The following is an 18,566-nucleotide window of genomic DNA, read 5'->3' as shown; positions in this document are numbered from 1 at the left end:
ATGACGGCACACACGAACGCCGCGCGGGACTACGTCGAACGCGCCGACGAGCACCTCCGCGGCACCTACGAGGAGCCGATGAGCCTCGCAGAGTACGTCGAAGCCGCCTTCGAGCGCCCCTCGATCGCCGCCCACGCCTCGAAGTACCTGCTCGATGCGATCGAGTCGATGGGGACCCGCGAGGTGCTCGAAGAGGGCGAGATCCGCGAGCGCTACCGCTTCTTCGACGACCCCGCGAACGACGGCGAACACGCCGTGTTGGGCAACACCGAGGTCCTCAACCGCTTCGTCGACGACCTGCGGACGATCGCCGCCGAGCGGGGCAAATCCGAGAAGATCCTCTGGTTCGACGGGCCGACGGCCACGGGGAAGTCCGAACTGAAGCGCTGTCTCATCAACGGCCTGCGCGCGTACTCGCGGACCGATTCGGGCCGGCGCTACACCGTCGAGTGGAACATCGCCGCCGGCCGCGACACCCGCGGGCTCTCCTACGGCGGGGAGGCCGACCCCGACCGCGAGGAGGACTGGTACGAGAGCCCCGTCCAGGCCCATCCCCTCTCCGTGTTCCCCGACGACGTCCGCGCCGATCTGCTGGAGGCGCTGAACCGCGAGACCGGCGACCACGTGCCGATCGCGGTCGGGAACGACCTCGATCCCTTCTCCCGGGAGGCCTACGACCACCTCGAAGAGCGGTACCGCCGGGAGGGGACCCGCGAACTGTTCTCGGCGGTCACGGACCCGACCCACCTCCGGGTGAAGAACTACGTCGTCGACGTCGGCCGCGGCATCGGCGTCCTCCACTCCGAGGACGACGGCACGCCGAAGGAGCGCCTCGTCGGCTCGTGGATGCCGGGGATGCTCCGCGAACTCGACTCCAGGGGCCGGAAGAACCCCCAGGCGTTCAGCTACGACGGCGTGCTCTCGCAGGGCAACGGCCTGCTCACGATCGTCGAGGACGCCGCCCAGCACGCGGACCTGCTCCAGAAGCTCCTCAACGTCCCCGACGAGGGCCACGTCAAGCTCGACAAGGGCATCGGGATGGACGTCGACACCCAACTGCTCATCATCTCGAACCCGGACCTCGACGCCGAGCTCGACAAGTACGCCGACCGGAACGGCCGAGACCCGCTGAAGGCGCTCAAGCGCCGGCTCGACAAACACGAGTTCCGGTACCTCACCAACGTCTCGCTCGAAGCGGAGCTGATCCGCCGCGAACTCACAGGCGAGACCTCGGTGTGGACCGTCGCCGACGAGGCCGAACTCCGCGAGCGGATCCGCGCGCCGCTTTCGGTCGAGGTGCGGAGCGGCCCCGGATCGGTGAACGAGCGCGAGCTCGCGCCCCACGCCGTCGAGGCCGCGGCGATGTACAGCGTCCTCACGCGGCTCGACACCGACGACGTGCCGTCGGGCTACGAGCTGGTCGACAAGGCGCTGCTCTTCGACTTCGGCTACGTCCAGGAGGGCGACACCCGGACCTCCGTCGAGGAGTTCGACTTCGACGGCGACGACGGCGTCCACGGCATCCCCGTCACGTTCACCCGCGACGTCGTCGCCGACCTGCTCCACGAGGACACCGGACGGCGGCACGCCGACCTCGACGTCGAGCGCGTGCTCCTCCCAGAGGACGTCCTGGACGCGATGGCCGACGCGCTCCAGGACGCGCCGGTGTTCTCCCGCTCGGAGCGCGCCGAGTACGAGGGCCGCGTCACGCAGGCCAAGGAGTACGTCCTCGAACGCCAAGAGGAAGACGTCCTCTCGGCGCTGCTCGCAGAGCGCTCCGTCGACCGCGAGACGGTCGCGGAGTACGTCGAACACGTCTACGCGTGGGCCGGCGACGAGCAGGTCGAGACCGAACGCGGCCCCGCCGACCCCGACCCGCTCCTGATGAAGCTCTTCGAGATCGAACAGCTGGGCCGCTTCGCCGACGAGGACTACCTCGGAAACCGCCCGACAGACGCGGTGGCGGAGTTCCGCAGGGAGAAGATCATCACCGCCCTGAACCGCTACGCCTGGGAGAACCGCAACGAGGGCTTCACCGTCGACGACGTCGAGCTCTCGGAGATCCCGGTGATCCGCTCTGTGCTCGACACCTACGACTGGAGCGACGTCAGGCGGCTCTACGAGGACTTCGACCCCGCCCAGTGGGACGACCCGCCGGAGGGGACCGAAACCGAGCGGCTGAAGGACCAGACCATCGCGGAGCTGACGACCCGGGGCTACACCGAGGCCTCGGCCGAGCTGACGAGCCGGGCGGTCCTCCGGGAGGTGCGCCACCGATGGGACTGAGAGAGGACCTCGAACGGTTCAAGGAGATCGGCGAGGAGCGCCGCGAGGACCTGGAGTCGTTCATCCGCTACGGCGACCTCAGCGGGTCCGAATCGGACACGATCGAGATCCCGATCAAAGTCGTCGACCTGCCGGAGTTCGAGTACGACCGCCTCGACAAGGGCGGCGTCGGCCAGGGCCAGGGAGACACCCCGGACGTCGGCCAGCCCGTGGGCCAGCCGGAGGCCCAGCCCGGCGACGGCGACGGAGACGGGGACGAAGACGGCGAGCCGGGCGAGGAGGGCGGCGAGCACGGCCACTACGAGATGGACCCCGAGGAGTTCGCCGAGGAGCTCGACGAGGAGCTCGGCCTGGACCTCGAACCCAAGGGCAAGGAGGTGATCGAGGAGGTCGAAGGCGACTTCACCGACGTCACGCGCACCGGGCCGAACAGCACCCTCGACTTCGAGCGCCTGTTCAAACAGGGGCTCAAGCGCAAGCTCGCGACCGACTTCGACGAGGAGTTCGTCCGCGAGGCGATGCGCGTCGCGGGCGCGACGCCCGAGTCCGTCTACGAGTGGTGTCGCGGCGAGAACATCCTCGTCTCGCTGGCATGGATCGAGTCCGAGTGGGACGTGATCCCCGACGAGGAACGGGGCCGCTGGGACTCCTTCGAGCAGATGGCCGACGAGGTCGAGCGGACGACGGCCGTCCAGCGCATCCGCCGGAAGGGCCTCAAGGAGGTCCCCTTCCGCCGCGACGACGAGCGCTACCGCCACCCCGAGATCGAGGAGAAGAAGCAGAAGAACGTCGTCGTCGTCAACATCCGCGACGTCTCGGGATCGATGCGGGAGACCAAGCGCGAGCTCGTCGAGCGGACGTTCACGCCGCTGGACTGGTACCTCCAGGGCAAGTACGACAACGCGGAGTTCGTCTACATCGCCCACGACGCCGACGCCTGGGAGGTCGATCGCGAGGAGTTCTTCGGCATCCGCTCGGGCGGCGGCACCCGGATCTCGAGCGCCTACGAGCTCGCGAAGGAGATCTTAGAGGAGGAGTACCCCTGGGCTGAGTGGAACCGCTACGTCTTCGCCGCCGGCGACTCCGAGAACTCCTCGAACGACACGACCGAGAAGGTGATCCCGCTGATGCGGGACATCCCGGCGAACCTCCACGCCTACGTGGAGACCCAGCCCGGCGGGACCGCGATCAACGCGACCCACGCAGAGGAGGTCGAGAGCGCGTTCGGCGACGGTGACGACGTGGTCGTCGCGCGCGTCGGCGCCGCCGAGGACGTCACCGACGCGATCTACGAGGTGCTGTCGACCGAATCCGGATCCGACGGAGGCAAGAAATGAGCAGACCAGACCGATTCAGACGCGTCGCCCGCGAGGAGGCCGACAGGCTGGAGGAGCCGGTCGAGGAGGCCGCGAACCTCGCGCGCAAACTCGGACTCGATCCCTACCCGGTGAACTACTGGATCGTCGACCACGACGAGATGAACCAACTGATCGCCTACGGCGGCTTCCAGACCCGCTATCCGCACTGGCGCTGGGGGATGACCTACGACCGCCAGCGGAAGCAGGACCAGTTCGGGATGGGCAAGGCCTTCGAGATCGTCAACAACGACGACCCGAGCCACGCCTTCCTCCAGGAGTCGAATTCCCTCGCGGACCAGAAGGCGGTCATCACCCACGTCGAGGCGCACGCGGACTTCTTCCGCAACAACGAGTGGTTCTCCCGCTTTTCGGGCGACGGCGACCTCGACGCCGCCGCGATGCTGGAGCGCCACGCCGAGACGATCCAGCGCTACGTCGACGACCCCGACGTCGACCAGGAGGCCGTCGAGCGCTTCGTCGACGCCGTCACCTGCCTGGAGGACACGATCGACCAGCACCACCCGATCGACGCCGACCGCGACGGCGAGCCCACCGAACCGGAGGACCTCCGGGAGCGGCTCGACGAGATGGACCTCTCGGAGACGGTCCAGGGCGCGGTCTTCGACGACGAGTGGCTCGACGAGCTCGCCGCCGCGGAGGCGGCCGCCGCCGACCTCGACCACCCGCGGACGGACGTCCTCGGGTTCCTCCGCGAGCACGGGACGGTCTACGACCCCGAGAACGAGGAGGCCGTCGAGATGGAGTCCTGGCAGAAGGACATCCTGGACCTGCTCCGCCGCGAGGCGTACTACTTCGCCCCGCAGAAGATGACGAAGACGATGAACGAGGGCTGGGCCTGTGTGGCCCCAGATACGCTCGTGTTTACGACCAACGGGCTGGCGCCGATGCGCGAGGTCGTCGAGGAGCGAGGTCCGGTCTCAGACGGGGAGAGCGCGCGTGACGTGTACGACGCAAACGTCATCCAGGAACACGAGACAGTCACCGTCGAGACGCGGCGGGGGTTCGAGCTCACCGGCTCGAACAACCATCGGATCCGACGACCCGACGGATCGTGGATCCGTCTCGATGAACTGTCCGTCGGCGATCGGATCGAGATCAGCGGCGGCGACGACATCTGGCCGGAAACCTACCAAACGATCGAGTGGACCGCCGACGAATACACCACGCTCGAAGAAGTCGCCGAGGAGGCGGACGTCTCACTCTGGACAGTACTCCGCTATCGACGGCTCGGGCGGGCGAAACGGGCGGACGAGATCGCGGCCGCTCTGGAGGGATACGCTCCCCAAGAACACGGCCGAAGCCAGCGTACTTCGATTCGGGTCCCGGACCGAATCGATGAGCAGTTCGGTCGGTTCCTCGGGTTGCTGATCGGAGACGGCCACGTATCATCGGCGTCGAACCAGGTCGGGTTTACCAGCGGTGAGAAAGCGAAGGCTGAGGAGTTTGCCGGGCTCGTCGACGAGCTGTTCGGCACAAACGTCAGCGTCGAGAAATCGGAAAGGCGATGGCGAACCTGCGTGTACTCCGCGAACCTCGTCGAATTTCTCGACGAGGGGCTGGGTATTCCGACCGGGAAGGCCGCCGATTCCAAGACGGTTCCGGACGCGATACGTCGCTCACCGAAGTCGGTCGTCGCGGAGTTCCTTCGGGGTCTTTTCGACGCAGACGGGTACGCGGGTGAGCAGGGCGTAATCCTCAGCACGAAGAGCGAGCGGATGAGCGAGGTCGTCCAGTTACTCCTGTTGAACTTCGGGATTCTGAGCCGACGCAGACGGCAACGGGACGGCTGTCCTCACGTTCACGTGACCGGAAAATCGGCACAACGCTACGGAGAGGCGATCGGGTTCAGCTACGCCGAGAAGGCAGAGAAGTTACAGACGTACGTCGACGACCACTCGTGGTTCCGATCAGAAGAGTGGACGACCGAAGTGACTGGACTCGACGAGGGTCGTGAGACCGTCTACGACATCTCCGTCGAGGAGACACACCGGTACGCCGCAGCGGGATTCATCAACCACAATTCGTACTGGGAGTCGCTGATGATGGGCGAAGAGCGCTTCGCCGGCGCGGACGAGTTCCTCACCTACGCGGACCACCAATCGAGGGTGCTCGGGTCACCGGGGCTGAACCCCTATAAGCTCGGCAAGGAGCTGTGGGAGTACGTCGAGAACGCCGAAAACAGGCGCGAAGTCGCCGACAAGCTCCTCCGCGTCGAGGGGATCACCTGGCGGAACTTCCACGACGTCGTCGACTTCGAGGAGGTCCAGGACCGCCTGGAGCCCCACCCGGCGATCGACGGCGTCAGCTCTGAGACGCTCTCTGACCTCGCGGCGCTCCCCGAGGGCGACCCCCGCGTCGACTGGGAGACGCTCGATCGGGCGCTGTCGGACCCCGAGGCGGTCGACGTCGACCGCTACCCCTGGAAGGTGCTCACCTACGAGGGGCTCGCGGAGCGTCACTTCTCGCTCGTGAAGCCGCAGTACCGCGGATTCCTCCGCCGGATCCGGCGGGAGGAGCTCGAACAGCTCTCCCGCTATATGTTCGACGACGCGAAGTACGACACCGTCGAGGCCGCGATCGCAGACGTCGACCGGGCGGCCGGCTGGGACCGGATGCGGGAGGTCCGCGAGAGCCACAACGACGTGACGTTCGTGGACGCCTTCCTCTCGCCGGAGTTCGTCGAGTCGAACGACTACTTCACCTACGAGTACACCCGTTCGACCGGCGACTTCCGGGTGGCCTCTGTCGACCCCGACGACGTGAAGAAGAAGCTCCTCCTGCAGTTCACCAACTTCGGGAAGCCGACGATCGCGGTCTTCGACGACAACTTCGGCAACCGCGGGGAGCTCCTCTTGGGCCACCGCTACAACGGGGTGATGCTCGACCTCGACCAGGCCCAGGACGTCCTCGAACGCGTCCACGAGCTGTGGGGCCGGCCGGTCCACCTGATGACGATCCGGAAGGAGTACGACGAGCACGACGTCGAGGTCGCGCGCCGCCGGAACCGCGACCCGGAGCCGACCGAGGTGGGGCTCCGGATCCGTTACGACGGCGAGAGCTTCGAGGAGTTCGACCTCGATCCCGACCTGGAGCGCCGGATCCAGGCCGCCGACGTCGACTACGACACCAAGCCCGACGAGTGGCTGTCGTAGTCCGCTCGCGGCCGCCTCAGGCGTCGCCGCGTCCGATTCCGCCCCCGCCCGTCACCGGCGGGAACATCGCGAGTTCGTCGCCGTCGTCGACGCCCTCCGAGAGGGCGGTCGGCGAGCCGTTCCGCATCAGATTCACGTCGTCTGTGAGCTCGTCGCCGTCGAAGATCCGTTCTCGGAGGTCGTCCCTGCCGTCGAGCAGGGCCGCGAGCGCGTCTTCGACCGTCGCGTCGGCCTCGATCGAGACCGTGTGTTCCCGCCCGCCGGCGACCTCGGCGAGGTCGGCGAAGAGCCGCCAGTTGACCGTGTCCATACCCTCATTCGCGCCCGGGCCGAGTTGAGCGTTACGCAGTGGGACCGGCGGACGATCTGCCGCGCTGACGGGCCGGCCGGCGTCCGGTCACCGCCCGGCGCCGTCCCCCGACGACGCGCTCGCCAGCCCCGCGATCTCGCGGAGGCGCTCGGGCCGCGCCACCAAGTAGAGATCGTCGCCCGCGGCGAGTTCGCGGCTCCGCGGGGGGATCGGCTCGATCCCGCCGCCCGACGAGCGCACGGCCGCGACCGTCGCTTCGAGCGTGCGGAGCACCGCGCCGTCGAGGGCGCTTCCCGCCTGGACGGTCACGACGTCCATCGTCTCGTCGGCCGCGCGGAGGAGCGAGGTGAACTCCCGCTCGGCGCCGGGGTCGGTCGGCAGCGTCAGCAGGCGATAGGTCGCCTCCGGGTCGAGCCCCGCGACGTCGGCCTCGTCGAGGATGACCGTGGCGACGTCGTCGCCCGCCGCGCGGAGTTCGCCGCTCGCGACGCGCTCTGCGGTCCCGACGCCCGGCGCCTCCGCGTCGGCGTCCGCGCCCGTCTCGTCGGGCTCGACCCGCCGCCACAACTGCACCGCGTCGCCGGCGGACGCGCCGGCACCGGGGTCCGCCTGGACCGCGACGGCCGCGAAGCCGGGCGCGAGCGTGGTGCCGATGCCGGCGACGCGGCGGCCGAGACCGAGCCGCGTGACCGCCCCGTCGCTGTCGAGTTCGAGATCGACGTAGCCGACGGCGTAGTCCTCCTTGATTCTCGCGACGACGCGCTCGCGGAGGTCCTCGCCCCGGAGGTGCCGCGGGACGAGGAGCGTCTTGCCCGCCAGCTCCTCCTTCGTCGCGGGGCGCACGGGGTCGTAGCCCTCGATGTCGTCGATGTCGCCCGGCTCTTCGGGGAGTTCGACGGGCCGAACGCGGCCGACGCTGCTTACGATCCGGCTCACGTCGGTGTCGAGCTGACGGGAGCCGGCGATCGCGAGCGCGCTCGTGGTGAGTCGGTCGCCGACGGCCCGCCCGGCGGGAGAGACCACGACGGCCGCGCCGAGGGTCACCGCGTTGACGAACACGGTCGTCGGATCGAAGATCTCCGTCGCGCCGGTCCCGACCGCCCGTTGGAACAGCCCGATGGCGTTGAGGTAGAGCGCGACCCCCGCCGCGCCGACGAGCGTCGCCAGCCAGGCGGGAATCTCCTCGCGCGCGTACCAACGGTAGATGATCGCCGCGAGCGCGGCGAGCCCCGCGGCCAGCGCCGACAGCCCGAGGACCTGGATCCCCGCGCTCACTAGCGTCGGATCGTCCGGGATCGCGCCGGCGACCTGGAGCGGGGTCACGCCACCACCCCCGCGAAGGCGTCCAGGTCGTTCTTGCTCCCCACCACGAGGAGGTCGTCGCCGGCGTCGACCGCCTGGGACCCCCGCGGCGCGATCACCCACGAGCCGCCGTGGCGGACGGCGAGCACCGCGACGCCGTAGGCGTCCCGGACCGCCGTCTCGCCGAGCGTCGTCCCGGCGATGTCGGTCCCCTCGCGGACGGTGACGCGCCGGAAGCGCTTGCCGGTCCGTCGGAGGAGCCCGACGAGCTCGAACTCGCGTCGGCTCCCGCGGGAGCGCACCGCCACCCTGACGTCGTCGGCCGCGAGCAGCGACCTCGCGGTCGCTCGCGACGCCGCGAGCGTGAGTCGGGCGCGGCCGCCGGCCGCCGCCGGGGCCGTCAGTTCGGCGGCCACCGGCTGGGCTTTGTCCTCCGATAGGTCGGGCTCGGGCGTCGGTTCCGCCTCGGCCGCGTCCGCCTCGTCGACGACGCCGAGGACGGTCGCCTCGTAGCGCTCGCCGTCGGCCCAGGCGATCACTTCGTCGCCGCGCGCGGCGCCGATCGGCACGAGGGCCTCGACGGAGACGGCGCGCTCGCCGGGGTCGAGGTGCTTCGAGAGCCCGCTCGACGGCGGGGCGGCCACGACCGACGCCCGGCCGCGCTCGTCGAGGGTGACAGACACCTCGACGAGGTCGTAGTCGGTCCGGAGCGCGGCCTCGACTCGTGATTCGAGCTCCGGGAGCGGGAGGTCCGCGGGGAAGGTCCAGGTCTCCTCCCTGATGGTCTCCCGGAGCGCGGCCGGGAGCGGCGGATACCCTTCGAGGTCGCCGACGTCGCCGACGACGGAGATGCGGACCTGGCCGCGCCCGCCGACCAGTTCGACGACGTCGGCCGAGAGCGTCCGCTTCGTGAGTTCGCGCAGGCTGAGGCGCTTCGGCAGCGACGCGCCCATCTTGTCGCCCTGGCCGTGCGCGTAGAGCGTGCCCATCAGGACGACCAGGAGCGCGATCGTCAGTCGGAGCTGATTCGTCGAGCCGGTGAGGCTCGGGTCCGCGAGGGCCAGGAGCCCCCCGTTGAGCCCGGCGATCGCGACCCCGAGGGCGACGACCCCCAGCCCGGGGACGGTGATGCCCGTGAAGTACTTGAATCCGAATCCGAGCAGCCACGCGATGAGCGCCGGGACGAGGCCGGTCAGGATCCCCAGATAGAGCCCGTACAGAATTTCGACCGGGAGCGAAGCCATCGGTGGCCTCACTCGGCCCGGCGCTTTACGCTTTTCGAGCGCGAGCGCGAGATTCTTAAGGCGGCGGCGCGGGACCCGAACGTATGGCGATTTCTCGGGACTGGATCGGCGCGCGCGCCTCCGTCGTGCTGACGCTCGTCGTCGGCGTGGTCTCGGTCGTGACGGGCATCGCCAACATCGGCGTCGGCGGGGCCGCGGACTTCCTCTTCTTCGGCGTCGTCGTCCCGGGGGTCGTAAAGCAGATCACCGCGTTCACGGGCACGCTGACCGGCTTCCTCCTGCTCGTGTGTGCCTTCGGCCTCCGCCGGCGGCTCCGGAGCGCGTGGTGGGCGGCGCTGCTGCTCTTTCCGATCTCCGGGCTGCAGGGGCTCCTCCAGTCCTCGCGCCTGTCGATCCCGCTCGTCGCGCTCTCGGCGTTCGCCCTCGTCATCGTGGGGCTGAACTTCCGCGCGTTCGACCGGGAGATCTCGCTGTCGACGACCCAGATCGCGTCCCTCGCGGCGCTCGCGGGCGCGCAGGGCTACGGGACCGCCGGGGCCTTCGCGCTCCAGGATCACTTCAACAGCGTCGACACCCTGCTGGACGCCTTCTACTTCTCGCTCGTCACGGGGAGCACCGTCGGCTACGGCGACATCACCCCGACCTCCGCGGTCGGGAAGCTGTTCGCGCTGTCGGTGCTCCTGGTGACGGTCTCGTCGTTCGCGGTGGTGCTGGGGGTCGTCTTCACGCCGCTGATCGAAGCGCAGTTCTCGAAAGCACTCGGACGTATGACAGAAGAACAACTCGACGTACTCGACAACCACGTCCTCGTACTCGGCTTCGGGGACCTGACGGAACCGATTCTCGAAGAGCTCTCGGCGAAGGCGGACGTCCTCGTGGTCGTCCCCGACGAGGAGCGCGCGCGGCGCCTCTCCGATCGGGGCTACACGGTCCTCACCGACGACCCGAGCGACGAGGAGGCTCAACACCGCGGGAAGGTCGAGGCCGCACAGGCGGTCGTCGCCGCGACGAACAACGACGCCGAGGACGCCCTGGCGATCCTGACCGCGCGGCAGCTCAACCCCGAGGTGACGATCGTCGCCGCCGCGACCCAGCGGGAGAACGTGAACAAGCTGAAGCGCGCCGGCGCCGACACCGTGATCAGCCCGGCGACCCTCGGCGCGCACTTCCTCGCGGAGTCCGCGCTCGGCGGCCACGGCGCCGAGGAACTCGAAGAGCGTCTGCTCGGCGCGGGCGAGGAGGACCTCGAAAGCGCCGCGGCGGCCGTCGGCGGAACATCAGAGGCGGCCGATGCGTCGGTCTCGGAAGGAAAACACGAAAGCGACACGTCGGCGTCGAGCGAGTCGGAGGGCGCCGACGGGACCGGCTTCAGCTTCGATTCCGACACCGACGCGGGGCCGGACGCGGGAGACGCGGCCGAAGGCCGAGACGAGAACGAGGGGGAGTAGCGGCTCGCTCGGGCATCTCGACCGTTTTCCGCCTACGGCCGTCCCCGATCGAAGACCGCGACGTCGCAGTCCAGTTCCTGGAGCCGCTGGAACGTCGGCGGGGAGACGAACCGCGAGGCCGGCGAGCGCTCGCCGCTGGATCCCAGGACGAGCAGGTCGTAGTTGCCGGCGTTCGCCGCGATGAAGTCGTCGACGTCGGAGCGGGCCACCCGGGTCTCGACGTTGCCGCTCACGGTCTCGACGAGGTGATCGAGGTGGGTCTCGGCGGTCCGGCGCTCGACCTCGCTCCCGATGCAGGTCGTGACGCTCACGGTCCCGCGGTCGCCGGTCAGCCGGGTGGCGAAGTCGATCATCCCGTGGGCGACGTCGCCCGGGCGGGCCACGAGCACCAGCACGCGGGTCCACCGCCGCCGGTCGAGCATCGACCGGAAGGCCACCGCGTCGAGGTCGCTCGCGAAGACGCCCCGGACGAACGACGACAGCGTGCCCCGGTCTTCCTCGTAGGGCGTCACGACGAGGTCGCAGTTGGCGTCCCGCGCGGCTTCGACCGTCGCATTGACCGGATCGCCGGAGACGACGACGACCTCGCAGGGGACGCCGACGCGGGTGTGGATGCTCGCTGCGCAGCGTTCGAGCCGCTGGACGGTCTCGCGCATCGGAATCGGGCCCGATTCGGTCGACCCCGCGTCGGGACCGGCGTCGCCGGCGACCGCTCCGTCGGGCGCCGCCGCGTCGGAATCCGTCTCGGTGGGATCCGCCTCGTCGGGGCCGTCGGAGTCGCCGATCGATTCGTGGAACGGCGAGGGATCGTCGGGGTCGAACGCGTCCGCCCGCTCCTCGGAGACGACCTCCAGTAAGACCACCTTGCCCGCCTCGTGGGCGGCCGCGAGGCGAGCGCCGAACAGCGCGGTCCGCTCGGCGGTCTCGCCACGCATCGGAACGAGCACGTGGTCGTCGCCGTGGACCGTCTCGTAGAGGTACTCCGCTCGCTTCTCGTAGAAGCTCTCGCGCCAGATCACGAACGCGCCCGCGACGAACGCCGCCGCGAGGAAGACGCTGACGACGTAGGTCACGGGGTCGACGTCGCCGGTGACGAGCGCCAAGAGCGCCGTCGAGAAGGCCGAGGGCGCCTCGACGTGGCCCGCCCACGTTACGAGCCCCGTGAGGAAGATGGCGAGCGCGGCGCTCTCGGGGTGGACGAACGCGCCGCCGGTGTCGCCGTAGAGCCACGTCGTCGTCGAGTAGGCCGCCAGCCCGCAGAGCGCGCCCGAGCTCAGGCTCGCGATGAAGCGGAGGGGATCGGCGTGTCGGCCGTCGGGGTCGGAAAACAGCGTGTACGTCCCAGACGCCAGCGGCGGAAAGAGCAGGAACGACAGCGTCTGGACGTGGTTCGAGAGGTACGTGACGACGCCGATCACCACGGGGACGAAGAGGACGATCGAGAGGTGCAGCAGATTGTCGGTGTTCTGGATCCACCGCCGGAACTCCGAGAGCTCCCGGCGCTCGATCCGCCGGATGCGACTCCGCGCCGCGGCGAGGCGCTCTGCCGCCGCGTCGAAGAGCCGCTCGCCCAGCATCGCCTACGCGAGGTCGACGACCGCGTCGAGCGTGAGCGAGATCGCGCGCTCGACGTTGTTCTTCGCCTTCTCCGGGAGCTCCGAGTCGGAGTCGGCGCCCTTCTGGGTTCCCTCGACGAGGTTGCCGTCGACGGTGCAGATCGCGCCAGCGGCCAGGCCCTTCCGGCGGGCGAGCGAGAAGACCGCGGCGGCCTCCATCTCGACGCACAGGAGGTTCGCGGCCTCCCACTCCTCGACGTAGGCGTCGTTCTCGTTGTAGAACGCGTCGTCGGAGACGATCGGGCCGACGTGGACGTCCTCGCCGTTTGCCTCCGCGGAATCGACGAGCGCCGAGAGCACGTCGTAATCGGGGACCGCGGGGATCACGCTGTCCTCGTAGCGCTTGGAGGTCCCCTCCTCCTTCGCGGCGCCGGTCGCGACCACCATGTCGCCGATCTCGATCCCGCGCTGGAGCGCGCCGGTCGTCCCGACGCGGATCAGCGTCTCGACGCCGACCGCCGAGAGCTCCTCGACGGCGATGGCGGCCGAGGGACAGCCGATGCCGGTCGAGCAGATCGTCAGCGGCACGCCCTCGTAGGTCGCGTTCACGACCTTGTACTCGCGGTTCTGCGCGACGGTCTCGGCGTCCTCGCACTGGTCGGCGATCCGATCGACCCGGCCGGGATCGCCCGGGATGAGCGCGGTCTCGTGGACGTCGCCCGACTCGACCAGGAGGTGGGGTTGTTTCGCCATACGGACACCTCGCGGGAGACGGTGAAAAACGACCCGGTCGATCGAGCGGCGGCCGGGACTCGACCGATTTCGGCCCGGACTCATAGTGATTACTCTCACTGTTTACCGCCGAATGCGACGCCCGGTGACGGCGCTCGGCGGTAAGAGACGAGAGTAATCACTATCAGAGCAGCGTCGTCGCCGCGGGCACGCTCACGCCGAGGGCGATCCCAAAGACGACGGTCGAGCGGAGCCACTGCCCCCGGACCGCGGTCGCGCGCTCCTCGTAGATCCGGCGGCCGGCCCGCGGGAGCACCAGGTGGGCGAAGAAGCCGTAGACGAACCCCGAGACCAGGAGCGTCGCGAGGACGTGCGGGAAGGCGGCGACGCCGCCGAGGGCGACCCCCGGGCCGGCGAGGGCCGCCGCCGCGAGCCCGAACGCCAGGTACGCCGCCGCGTACAGGAGCCCCGCGATGCCTCCCGTAACGTGGTGGAGGACGAACGCGGACTCGAACGACACCTCCTCGGCGCCGACCCGGCGGAGCGTGCCCGCGGCGACGTACGCCGGCGTGAATCCGTGCTCCTGGTTCGTCATCGGGACGTCCATCACGAGCGCTCCGAGCAGTCCGCAGACCGCAGCGAGCAGCGCGAAGCGGACGACGGGCGTGCCGCCGACGACGAGGGCCAGTGGAACCGTCACGAGTCGATTTCCTCTCGCCCCGCGAGCAAAAGGGCTCCGCTTCGACGACTCGCGCCCCGCGACGCCATTGATCGTGCGGGACGCCGTCGATCGACGTCCGTGACCGCTGAAACGGCGCCGTTCCGTTCACTCGCCGATGAACGCGCGGATCTCCTCCCAGGTGAGCGCCGTCCGCGCGCCGGGGACCTTCGAGGCGAGCGCGCCGCAGGCGTTGCCCACCGCGAGCGCCCGCTGGTCGGAGCCGCCGTCGGCGAGCGCCGCGATGAAGCCCGCGGCGAAGGCGTCGCCCGCGCCGGTCGTGTCGACGGCGTCGATCGGATAGCCCGGGTGGGCCGTGCGCTCGTCGCCCCGGCGGATCTCGGCCCCCTCGGGGCCGTGTTTCAGGACCAGCGTCTGCTCGGCGAGGTCGAACGCGTCGAGGGCGAGCGCCGCCTCGCGGTCGTTGAGGAAGAGGTAGTCGACGGTCGTGAGCGCCGGGCCGTACCCCCGGTCGTCGATCCGCCGCCCGGGGTCGAAACTGACCGGGACGTCGAGCTCGCGCGCCCGCTCGGCCAGCCGCCGCGCGGTCTCGGGCTCCTGGCTCGTCAGGTGGAGGTGGTCGGCGGCCGCCAGCTCCGAGTCGGAGAGGTCGGTCGCGGCGAACGCCTCGTTGGCGCCGGGACAGCCGAGCACCATCACCTCGCCTGAGGGCTCGACGACGATGTACTTCGTCGTGGTCTCCAGTTCGCCGGTCACGACGACGTTCGAGACGTCGACGCCGTTTTCGGCCAGTTCGTCGCGGGCGACGTACCCGTGTTCGTCCTCGCCGACGCTCCCGAGTAGGAACGCGTCGACGTCCAGGTCCGACAGGCCGTTTGCGACGTTGGCCGCGCTCCCGCCCCCGCCGCGCCGGCGCGAGTCCACCGTCACCTCGCCGTCGGGCGACGGCAGCGCGTCGACGCGGAGCGTCACGTCCCAGTTCAGGTGTCCGGCGCAGATGACTCGGGGCATCTCCCGAGACGACGCCCCCGCGTCACAAAAGCGCTCTGTCGCTTCGCCTGCCCCGGGATCACCCGGGCGCGGAGATCGTAAACAGCAGGACGTTGTGGACGGCCGGGCCCAGGCCGACGGCCGCGACGAAGCCGAGGAGGAGCTGTGACTGCGTTGGATCCTCCTCGATCAGGTCCGCGAACAGCCAGACGAGGAGGGTCGCGACCGCGATCTTCACGACGACGAACAGCCAGCCCCCGCCGATCGTCCCCGCGGTCGGGAGCCCGGCGGCGAACTCGATCACGATCCGCGACAGCGGCGTCCGCTCGCCGAAGCCCAGCAGGTCGACGCCGACCGCCGTCGAGACGCCGTCGAGCGTGTGGGCGAACACGGCGAAGGCGCCGAGCGCGCCCGTCCGCGCCACGTCCGGGACCGCCCGCGTCAGAAGCGCCCAGACCGCCGCGGAGAGAGCCAGCGCGACCGCGACCCCCGCGGCGGGAAGCGCGGGCGAGAGCGTCCCGGCCGCGGCGCCCGCGGCGAGGACTGCGCCGACGGCGACGAGCGCGAGCAGGCCGCCCGTGCCCGCGAGCGCCCCCGCGACGGTCGGCGCGTCTCCGGATCCGTCGAGCAGTTCGTCGACCGCGAGCCAGGCGGTCGCGGCGGCGATCGCGACGCTGACGTACACCGCGGGCGTGCCCGCGAGGGGGCGGATCACGCCGGGGAGGGCGTCGACCACGTAGAGGACGTGGGCGGCCGATCCGAGCACCATCCAGGGGGCCAGCGCGAGCACGCGCGCGGACGTGACTCGCGGGCGACGGCGGCGCAGGGCCAGTCCGACGATCCCGCCCGTCGCGAGCAGGACGAGGAGATACGCCGGCGGCGGGAGCGCGAACCCCTCGGGGAGCATCGCCATATCTCGGCGTCCGTTCCCGCGGGCAAAACGGTACCGAAGCGCTCCGGCGTCACGGCGCGGGATCGCGGCCGTCCGACCCGGTGGCTTTTTTCGCTGGCCGTCGAGGAACGGGGTATGGACAGCGCCGAGTTCGCGGCCCGCATCGACCACACGGTGCTGGGCCCGGAGACGACGATCGAAGACGTCGAGCGGGTCCTCGACGAGGCCCGCGAGTACGGGATGAACGCCTGCATCCCGCCGTGTTACGTCGCCGAGGCGGCCGAGTACGCGCCCGAGGTCACCATCGCGACCGTGATCGGATTCCCGCACGGCCAGCACTCGACGGCGGCCAAGCACGGCGAGGCGGTCGACGCCTGGCAGACCGGCGCCGACGAGCTGGATATGGTCATCAACGTCGGGCGGCTGAAGGCCGGCGACGACGAGGGCGTCGAAAGCGACATCGCGGAGGTCGTCGCCGCGGTCCCGGTCCCGGTGAAGGTCATCATCGAGACCGCGCTCCTCACCGACGCGGAGAAACACCGGGCCTGCGAGGCCGCCGTCGACGCCGGCGCCGACTTCGTCAAGACGTCGACGGGGTTCGCCGACGGCGGCGCGACCGTCGCGGACGTGGAACTGATGGCCGAGTACCTCCCGGTCAAGGCCAGCGGCGGCGTCGGCTCCTACGAGGAGGCAAACGCGATGCTCGATGCGGGCGCCGAGCGCATCGGCGCGTCCTCCGGAGTCGAGATCGTCGAGGGGTTCCCCGGAGGGGACTGACCGCTACTCCTCGCGCATCTCGCCGAGTCGGTCGACGAGCGCGTCGGTGTCGACGTCGGACTCGACGGCGACGTCGCCGTCGTGGTCGTGTTCGTGGACGTTGAGGGCCTCGCCGTCGGTCTCCTGGTCCGCGCTCGCGTCCTGCTGTTCGGACTCGTCGTAGCTTCCGAATCCCATACCCGTTCGTTCAAACGCCGACGGAAGAACCACACGATGCGACGGGCGTCCGAGTGGGTGTCTCTCCCATAGCTGGAGCGTCCCCATCGATCCCTGAAACCGTCGAAATCGACTTCGTCGATCGTCTAAACGCCGATCGAAAGATATGGAGTTATCCCGTTGGAGCGCAGTGACCGAGGTAGTCACACCCACAGGGACCAGTATGTCTGGCAAATATGACTTAGTCATCGTCGGCGGCGGCATCAGCGGCGCATCGCTCCTCTACACGACGGCGAAGTTCACCGACATCGAATCGATCGCGCTGATCGAGAAGGAACCCGAGATCGCGGCGATCAACTCTCATCACACCAACAACTCCCAGACGCTTCACTTCGGCGACATCGAGACGAACTACACCTACGAGAAGGCAGAAAGCGTCAAGACCGGCGCCGAGCTGCTGGCGGGCTACCTGGAGAACCACGACGAGGACCGGGAGATGCACGCAAAGCGGAGCAAGATGGTGCTCGGCGTGGGCGACGACGAGGTCGAGAAACTGGAGACGCGCTACCACGACGAGGGCTTCGGCGACCTCTTCCCGAAGCTCCGCCCGATCGGGCGCGAGGAGATCGCCGAGATCGAGCCCAAGGTCATCGAGGGCCGCGATCCCGACGTCGACCTGCTCGCGCTCCAGACGCCCGACGGCTACGTCGTCGACTACGGCGCGATCTCGAAGTCCTTCGTCGAGCAGGCCCGCGAGGAGGCCTCCGTCGACGTCTTCACGGGCACGAAAGTCGCGGACGTCACCCGCAACACCGAGGGCTACACGCTCACGACCGATCGGGGACCCTTCGACTGCGAGGTCGCCGTCGTCGCCGCGGGCTCTCACAGCCTCCAGATCGCGAAGGAACTCGGCTACGGCGGGGATATGGCGCTCCTGCCCGTCGCGGGGAGCTTCTTCCTCGCGAACGACCTGCTGAACGGGAAGGTCTACACCCTCCAGATGAAGAAGCTTCCCTTCGCGGCGGTCCACGGCGACGCCGACGTCCACGACCCGAGCATCACCCGCTTCGGGCCGACGGCGAAGCTCGTGCCGGCGCTGGAGCGCGGCCGGATCTCGACGGTCCCGGACTTCCTCGACGTCTTCGGCTTCGATCCCGCGTCGTTCCTGAGCTACGCCAACATCCTCGCCGACCGGATCCTCCTCCCGTTCGTCGTCCGGAATCTGCTCTACGACCTCCCGGAGGTCGGCCCCCGGGCGTTCCTCCCCCACGTCCAGAAGGTCGTCCCGAGCGTCGGCCTCGACGACATCGACCGCGCGAGCGGCTACGGCGGCGTCCGCCCGCAGATCGTCGACACGAGCGCGAAGTCCCTGGACATGGGCGAGGCGAAGATCGTCGGCGGCGACATCATCTTCAACATCACGCCCTCGCCGGGCGCCTCGACGAGTCTGAAGAACGCGATGCGCGACACCGAGACGATCCTGGAGTTCTTCGATGCGGACTACGAGTTCGACGAGGACGCCTTCCGCGCGGACACGATCGACAGCTTCCCGCGAGAGGCGTAGATCCCCGCGAGAGTCGCTGACGCCGGTCGAGAGTGACGTTCGACCCGCACACGTCCCGCCGTCTCGGGGGAGGAAACGAGATCTGTCGTTTCCGTCGAT

15 protein-coding genes are annotated in these 18,566 nt (G+C 69.6%); 6 read left to right on the top strand and 9 right to left on the bottom strand.

Features of this window, described 5'->3' with window-relative positions; genetic code table 11:
* The 3 genes from ACQUQ0_RS08150 to ACQUQ0_RS08140 are packed head-to-tail and all read left to right on the top strand — an operon-like array spanning position 1 to position 6,817.
* Entirely contained in the window at positions 1-2,286 is a 2,286-nt protein-coding gene (locus ACQUQ0_RS08150; protein ID WP_435184463.1) for a PrkA family serine protein kinase, read from the top strand.
* Positions 2,277-3,623 carry a YeaH/YhbH family protein gene (locus tag ACQUQ0_RS08145; protein WP_435184462.1) on the top strand — a complete coding sequence of 449 codons (1,347 nt, stop codon included), beginning with the start codon at positions 2,277-2,279 and terminating at the stop codon, positions 3,621-3,623. The genes ACQUQ0_RS08150 and ACQUQ0_RS08145 overlap by 10 nt, the downstream gene beginning before the upstream one ends.
* Positions 3,620-6,817 carry a SpoVR family protein gene (locus tag ACQUQ0_RS08140; RefSeq protein ID WP_435184461.1) on the top strand — a complete coding sequence of 1,066 codons (3,198 nt, stop codon included), beginning with the start codon at positions 3,620-3,622 and terminating at the stop codon, positions 6,815-6,817. Before ACQUQ0_RS08145 ends, ACQUQ0_RS08140 begins: the two co-directional genes overlap by 4 nt.
* Before the next feature lie 16 nt (positions 6,818-6,833).
* Here ACQUQ0_RS08140 and ACQUQ0_RS08135 read toward each other — a convergent pair whose 3' ends face one another.
* The 3 genes from ACQUQ0_RS08135 to ACQUQ0_RS08125 all read right to left on the bottom strand — a co-directional run bounded on the left by ACQUQ0_RS08135 (position 6,834) and on the right by ACQUQ0_RS08125 (position 9,673).
* Entirely contained in the window at positions 6,834-7,127 is a 294-nt protein-coding gene (locus ACQUQ0_RS08135) for a ubiquitin-like small modifier protein 1 (protein ID WP_435184459.1), read from the bottom strand.
* 87 nt (positions 7,128-7,214) lie between these two features.
* A complete protein-coding gene (locus tag ACQUQ0_RS08130) occupies positions 7,215-8,450 on the bottom strand; it encodes a potassium transporter TrkA (RefSeq protein WP_435184457.1) in 1,236 nt (411 codons plus the stop codon).
* The gene (locus ACQUQ0_RS08125) at positions 8,447-9,673 is read right to left on the bottom strand and encodes a potassium channel family protein (RefSeq protein WP_435184456.1); all 1,227 of its coding nucleotides are present in this window, start codon (positions 9,671-9,673) and stop codon (positions 8,447-8,449) included. The genes ACQUQ0_RS08130 and ACQUQ0_RS08125 overlap by 4 nt, the downstream gene beginning before the upstream one ends.
* A gap of 83 nt (positions 9,674-9,756) precedes the next feature.
* On the opposite strand from ACQUQ0_RS08125, the gene ACQUQ0_RS08120 reads away from it, so the two are divergent.
* Positions 9,757-11,121, top strand: coding sequence for an NAD-binding protein (locus ACQUQ0_RS08120; RefSeq protein WP_435184455.1), 1,365 nt, complete (start codon positions 9,757-9,759; stop codon positions 11,119-11,121).
* A 32-nt stretch (positions 11,122-11,153) separates the two neighbouring features.
* Here the strand turns inward: ACQUQ0_RS08120 and ACQUQ0_RS08115 are convergent, their stop codons facing one another.
* The 5 genes from ACQUQ0_RS08115 to ACQUQ0_RS08095 all read right to left on the bottom strand — a co-directional run bounded on the left by ACQUQ0_RS08115 (position 11,154) and on the right by ACQUQ0_RS08095 (position 15,991).
* Positions 11,154-12,698, bottom strand: coding sequence for a universal stress protein (locus ACQUQ0_RS08115; protein WP_435184454.1), 1,545 nt, complete (start codon positions 12,696-12,698; stop codon positions 11,154-11,156).
* Positions 12,699-12,701: 3 nt separating this feature from the next.
* On the bottom strand, positions 12,702-13,430 hold the full coding sequence (locus ACQUQ0_RS08110; protein WP_372389692.1) for a nucleoside phosphorylase: 729 nt from the start codon (positions 13,428-13,430) through the stop codon (positions 12,702-12,704).
* 163 nt (positions 13,431-13,593) lie between these two features.
* Complete coding sequence (locus ACQUQ0_RS08105) at positions 13,594-14,109, bottom strand: hypothetical protein (protein ID WP_435184453.1); 516 nt, start codon at positions 14,107-14,109, stop codon at positions 13,594-13,596.
* Positions 14,110-14,235: 126 nt separating this feature from the next.
* Positions 14,236-15,099, bottom strand: coding sequence for a carbohydrate kinase family protein (locus ACQUQ0_RS08100; RefSeq protein WP_435184452.1), 864 nt, complete (start codon positions 15,097-15,099; stop codon positions 14,236-14,238).
* Between the two features lie 58 nt (positions 15,100-15,157).
* Positions 15,158-15,991 carry a DUF63 family protein gene (locus ACQUQ0_RS08095; RefSeq protein WP_435184450.1) on the bottom strand — a complete coding sequence of 278 codons (834 nt, stop codon included), beginning with the start codon at positions 15,989-15,991 and terminating at the stop codon, positions 15,158-15,160.
* 114 nt (positions 15,992-16,105) lie between these two features.
* On the opposite strand from ACQUQ0_RS08095, the gene deoC reads away from it, so the two are divergent.
* Positions 16,106-16,747 (top strand): deoxyribose-phosphate aldolase, encoded by a 642-nt coding sequence (gene deoC, locus ACQUQ0_RS08090; protein WP_435184449.1) that lies wholly within the window; start codon positions 16,106-16,108, stop codon positions 16,745-16,747.
* A 3-nt stretch (positions 16,748-16,750) separates the two neighbouring features.
* On the opposite strand, the gene ACQUQ0_RS08085 is transcribed toward deoC, so the two are convergent.
* Positions 16,751-16,924, bottom strand: coding sequence for a DUF5786 family protein (locus ACQUQ0_RS08085; protein ID WP_372389680.1), 174 nt, complete (start codon positions 16,922-16,924; stop codon positions 16,751-16,753).
* 202 nt (positions 16,925-17,126) lie between these two features.
* Here ACQUQ0_RS08085 and ACQUQ0_RS08080 point away from each other — a divergent pair, with 202 nt between their 5' ends.
* Complete coding sequence (locus ACQUQ0_RS08080; RefSeq protein WP_435184447.1) at positions 17,127-18,467, top strand: FAD-dependent oxidoreductase; 1,341 nt, start codon at positions 17,127-17,129, stop codon at positions 18,465-18,467.
* The last annotated feature ends 99 nt before the right edge of the window (positions 18,468-18,566 follow it).

It is taken from the genome of Halobellus sp. EA9, assembly GCF_051195055.1.
Taxonomy (GTDB): domain Archaea; phylum Halobacteriota; class Halobacteria; order Halobacteriales; family Haloferacaceae; genus Haloquadratum; species Haloquadratum rubicundus.
The sequence above is the reverse complement of the archived record's forward strand: the minus strand, read 5'-3'. Positions and strand labels throughout refer to the sequence as shown.

Excerpts from the sequence above, each read along its gene's own strand:
- ACQUQ0_RS08150 (WP_435184463.1), top strand. The coding sequence starts at position 1 with ATGACGGCACACACGAACGCCGCGCGGGACTACGTCGAACGCGCCGAC.
- ACQUQ0_RS08115 (WP_435184454.1), bottom strand. The coding sequence starts at position 12,698 with ATGCTGGGCGAGCGGCTCTTCGACGCGGCGGCAGAGCGCCTCGCCGCG.
- deoC (WP_435184449.1), top strand. The coding sequence starts at position 16,106 with ATGGACAGCGCCGAGTTCGCGGCCCGCATCGACCACACGGTGCTGGGC.
- ACQUQ0_RS08120 (WP_435184455.1), top strand. The coding sequence starts at position 9,757 with ATGGCGATTTCTCGGGACTGGATCGGCGCGCGCGCCTCCGTCGTGCTG.
- ACQUQ0_RS08095 (WP_435184450.1), bottom strand. The coding sequence starts at position 15,991 with ATGGCGATGCTCCCCGAGGGGTTCGCGCTCCCGCCGCCGGCGTATCTC.
- ACQUQ0_RS08085 (WP_372389680.1), bottom strand. The coding sequence starts at position 16,924 with ATGGGATTCGGAAGCTACGACGAGTCCGAACAGCAGGACGCGAGCGCG.
- ACQUQ0_RS08100 (WP_435184452.1), bottom strand. The coding sequence starts at position 15,099 with ATGCCCCGAGTCATCTGCGCCGGACACCTGAACTGGGACGTGACGCTC.
- ACQUQ0_RS08080 (WP_435184447.1), top strand. The coding sequence starts at position 17,127 with ATGTCTGGCAAATATGACTTAGTCATCGTCGGCGGCGGCATCAGCGGC.
- ACQUQ0_RS08110 (WP_372389692.1), bottom strand. The coding sequence starts at position 13,430 with ATGGCGAAACAACCCCACCTCCTGGTCGAGTCGGGCGACGTCCACGAG.
- ACQUQ0_RS08125 (WP_435184456.1), bottom strand. The coding sequence starts at position 9,673 with ATGGCTTCGCTCCCGGTCGAAATTCTGTACGGGCTCTATCTGGGGATC.
- ACQUQ0_RS08145 (WP_435184462.1), top strand. The coding sequence starts at position 2,277 with ATGGGACTGAGAGAGGACCTCGAACGGTTCAAGGAGATCGGCGAGGAG.
- ACQUQ0_RS08140 (WP_435184461.1), top strand. The coding sequence starts at position 3,620 with ATGAGCAGACCAGACCGATTCAGACGCGTCGCCCGCGAGGAGGCCGAC.
- ACQUQ0_RS08135 (WP_435184459.1), bottom strand. The coding sequence starts at position 7,127 with ATGGACACGGTCAACTGGCGGCTCTTCGCCGACCTCGCCGAGGTCGCC.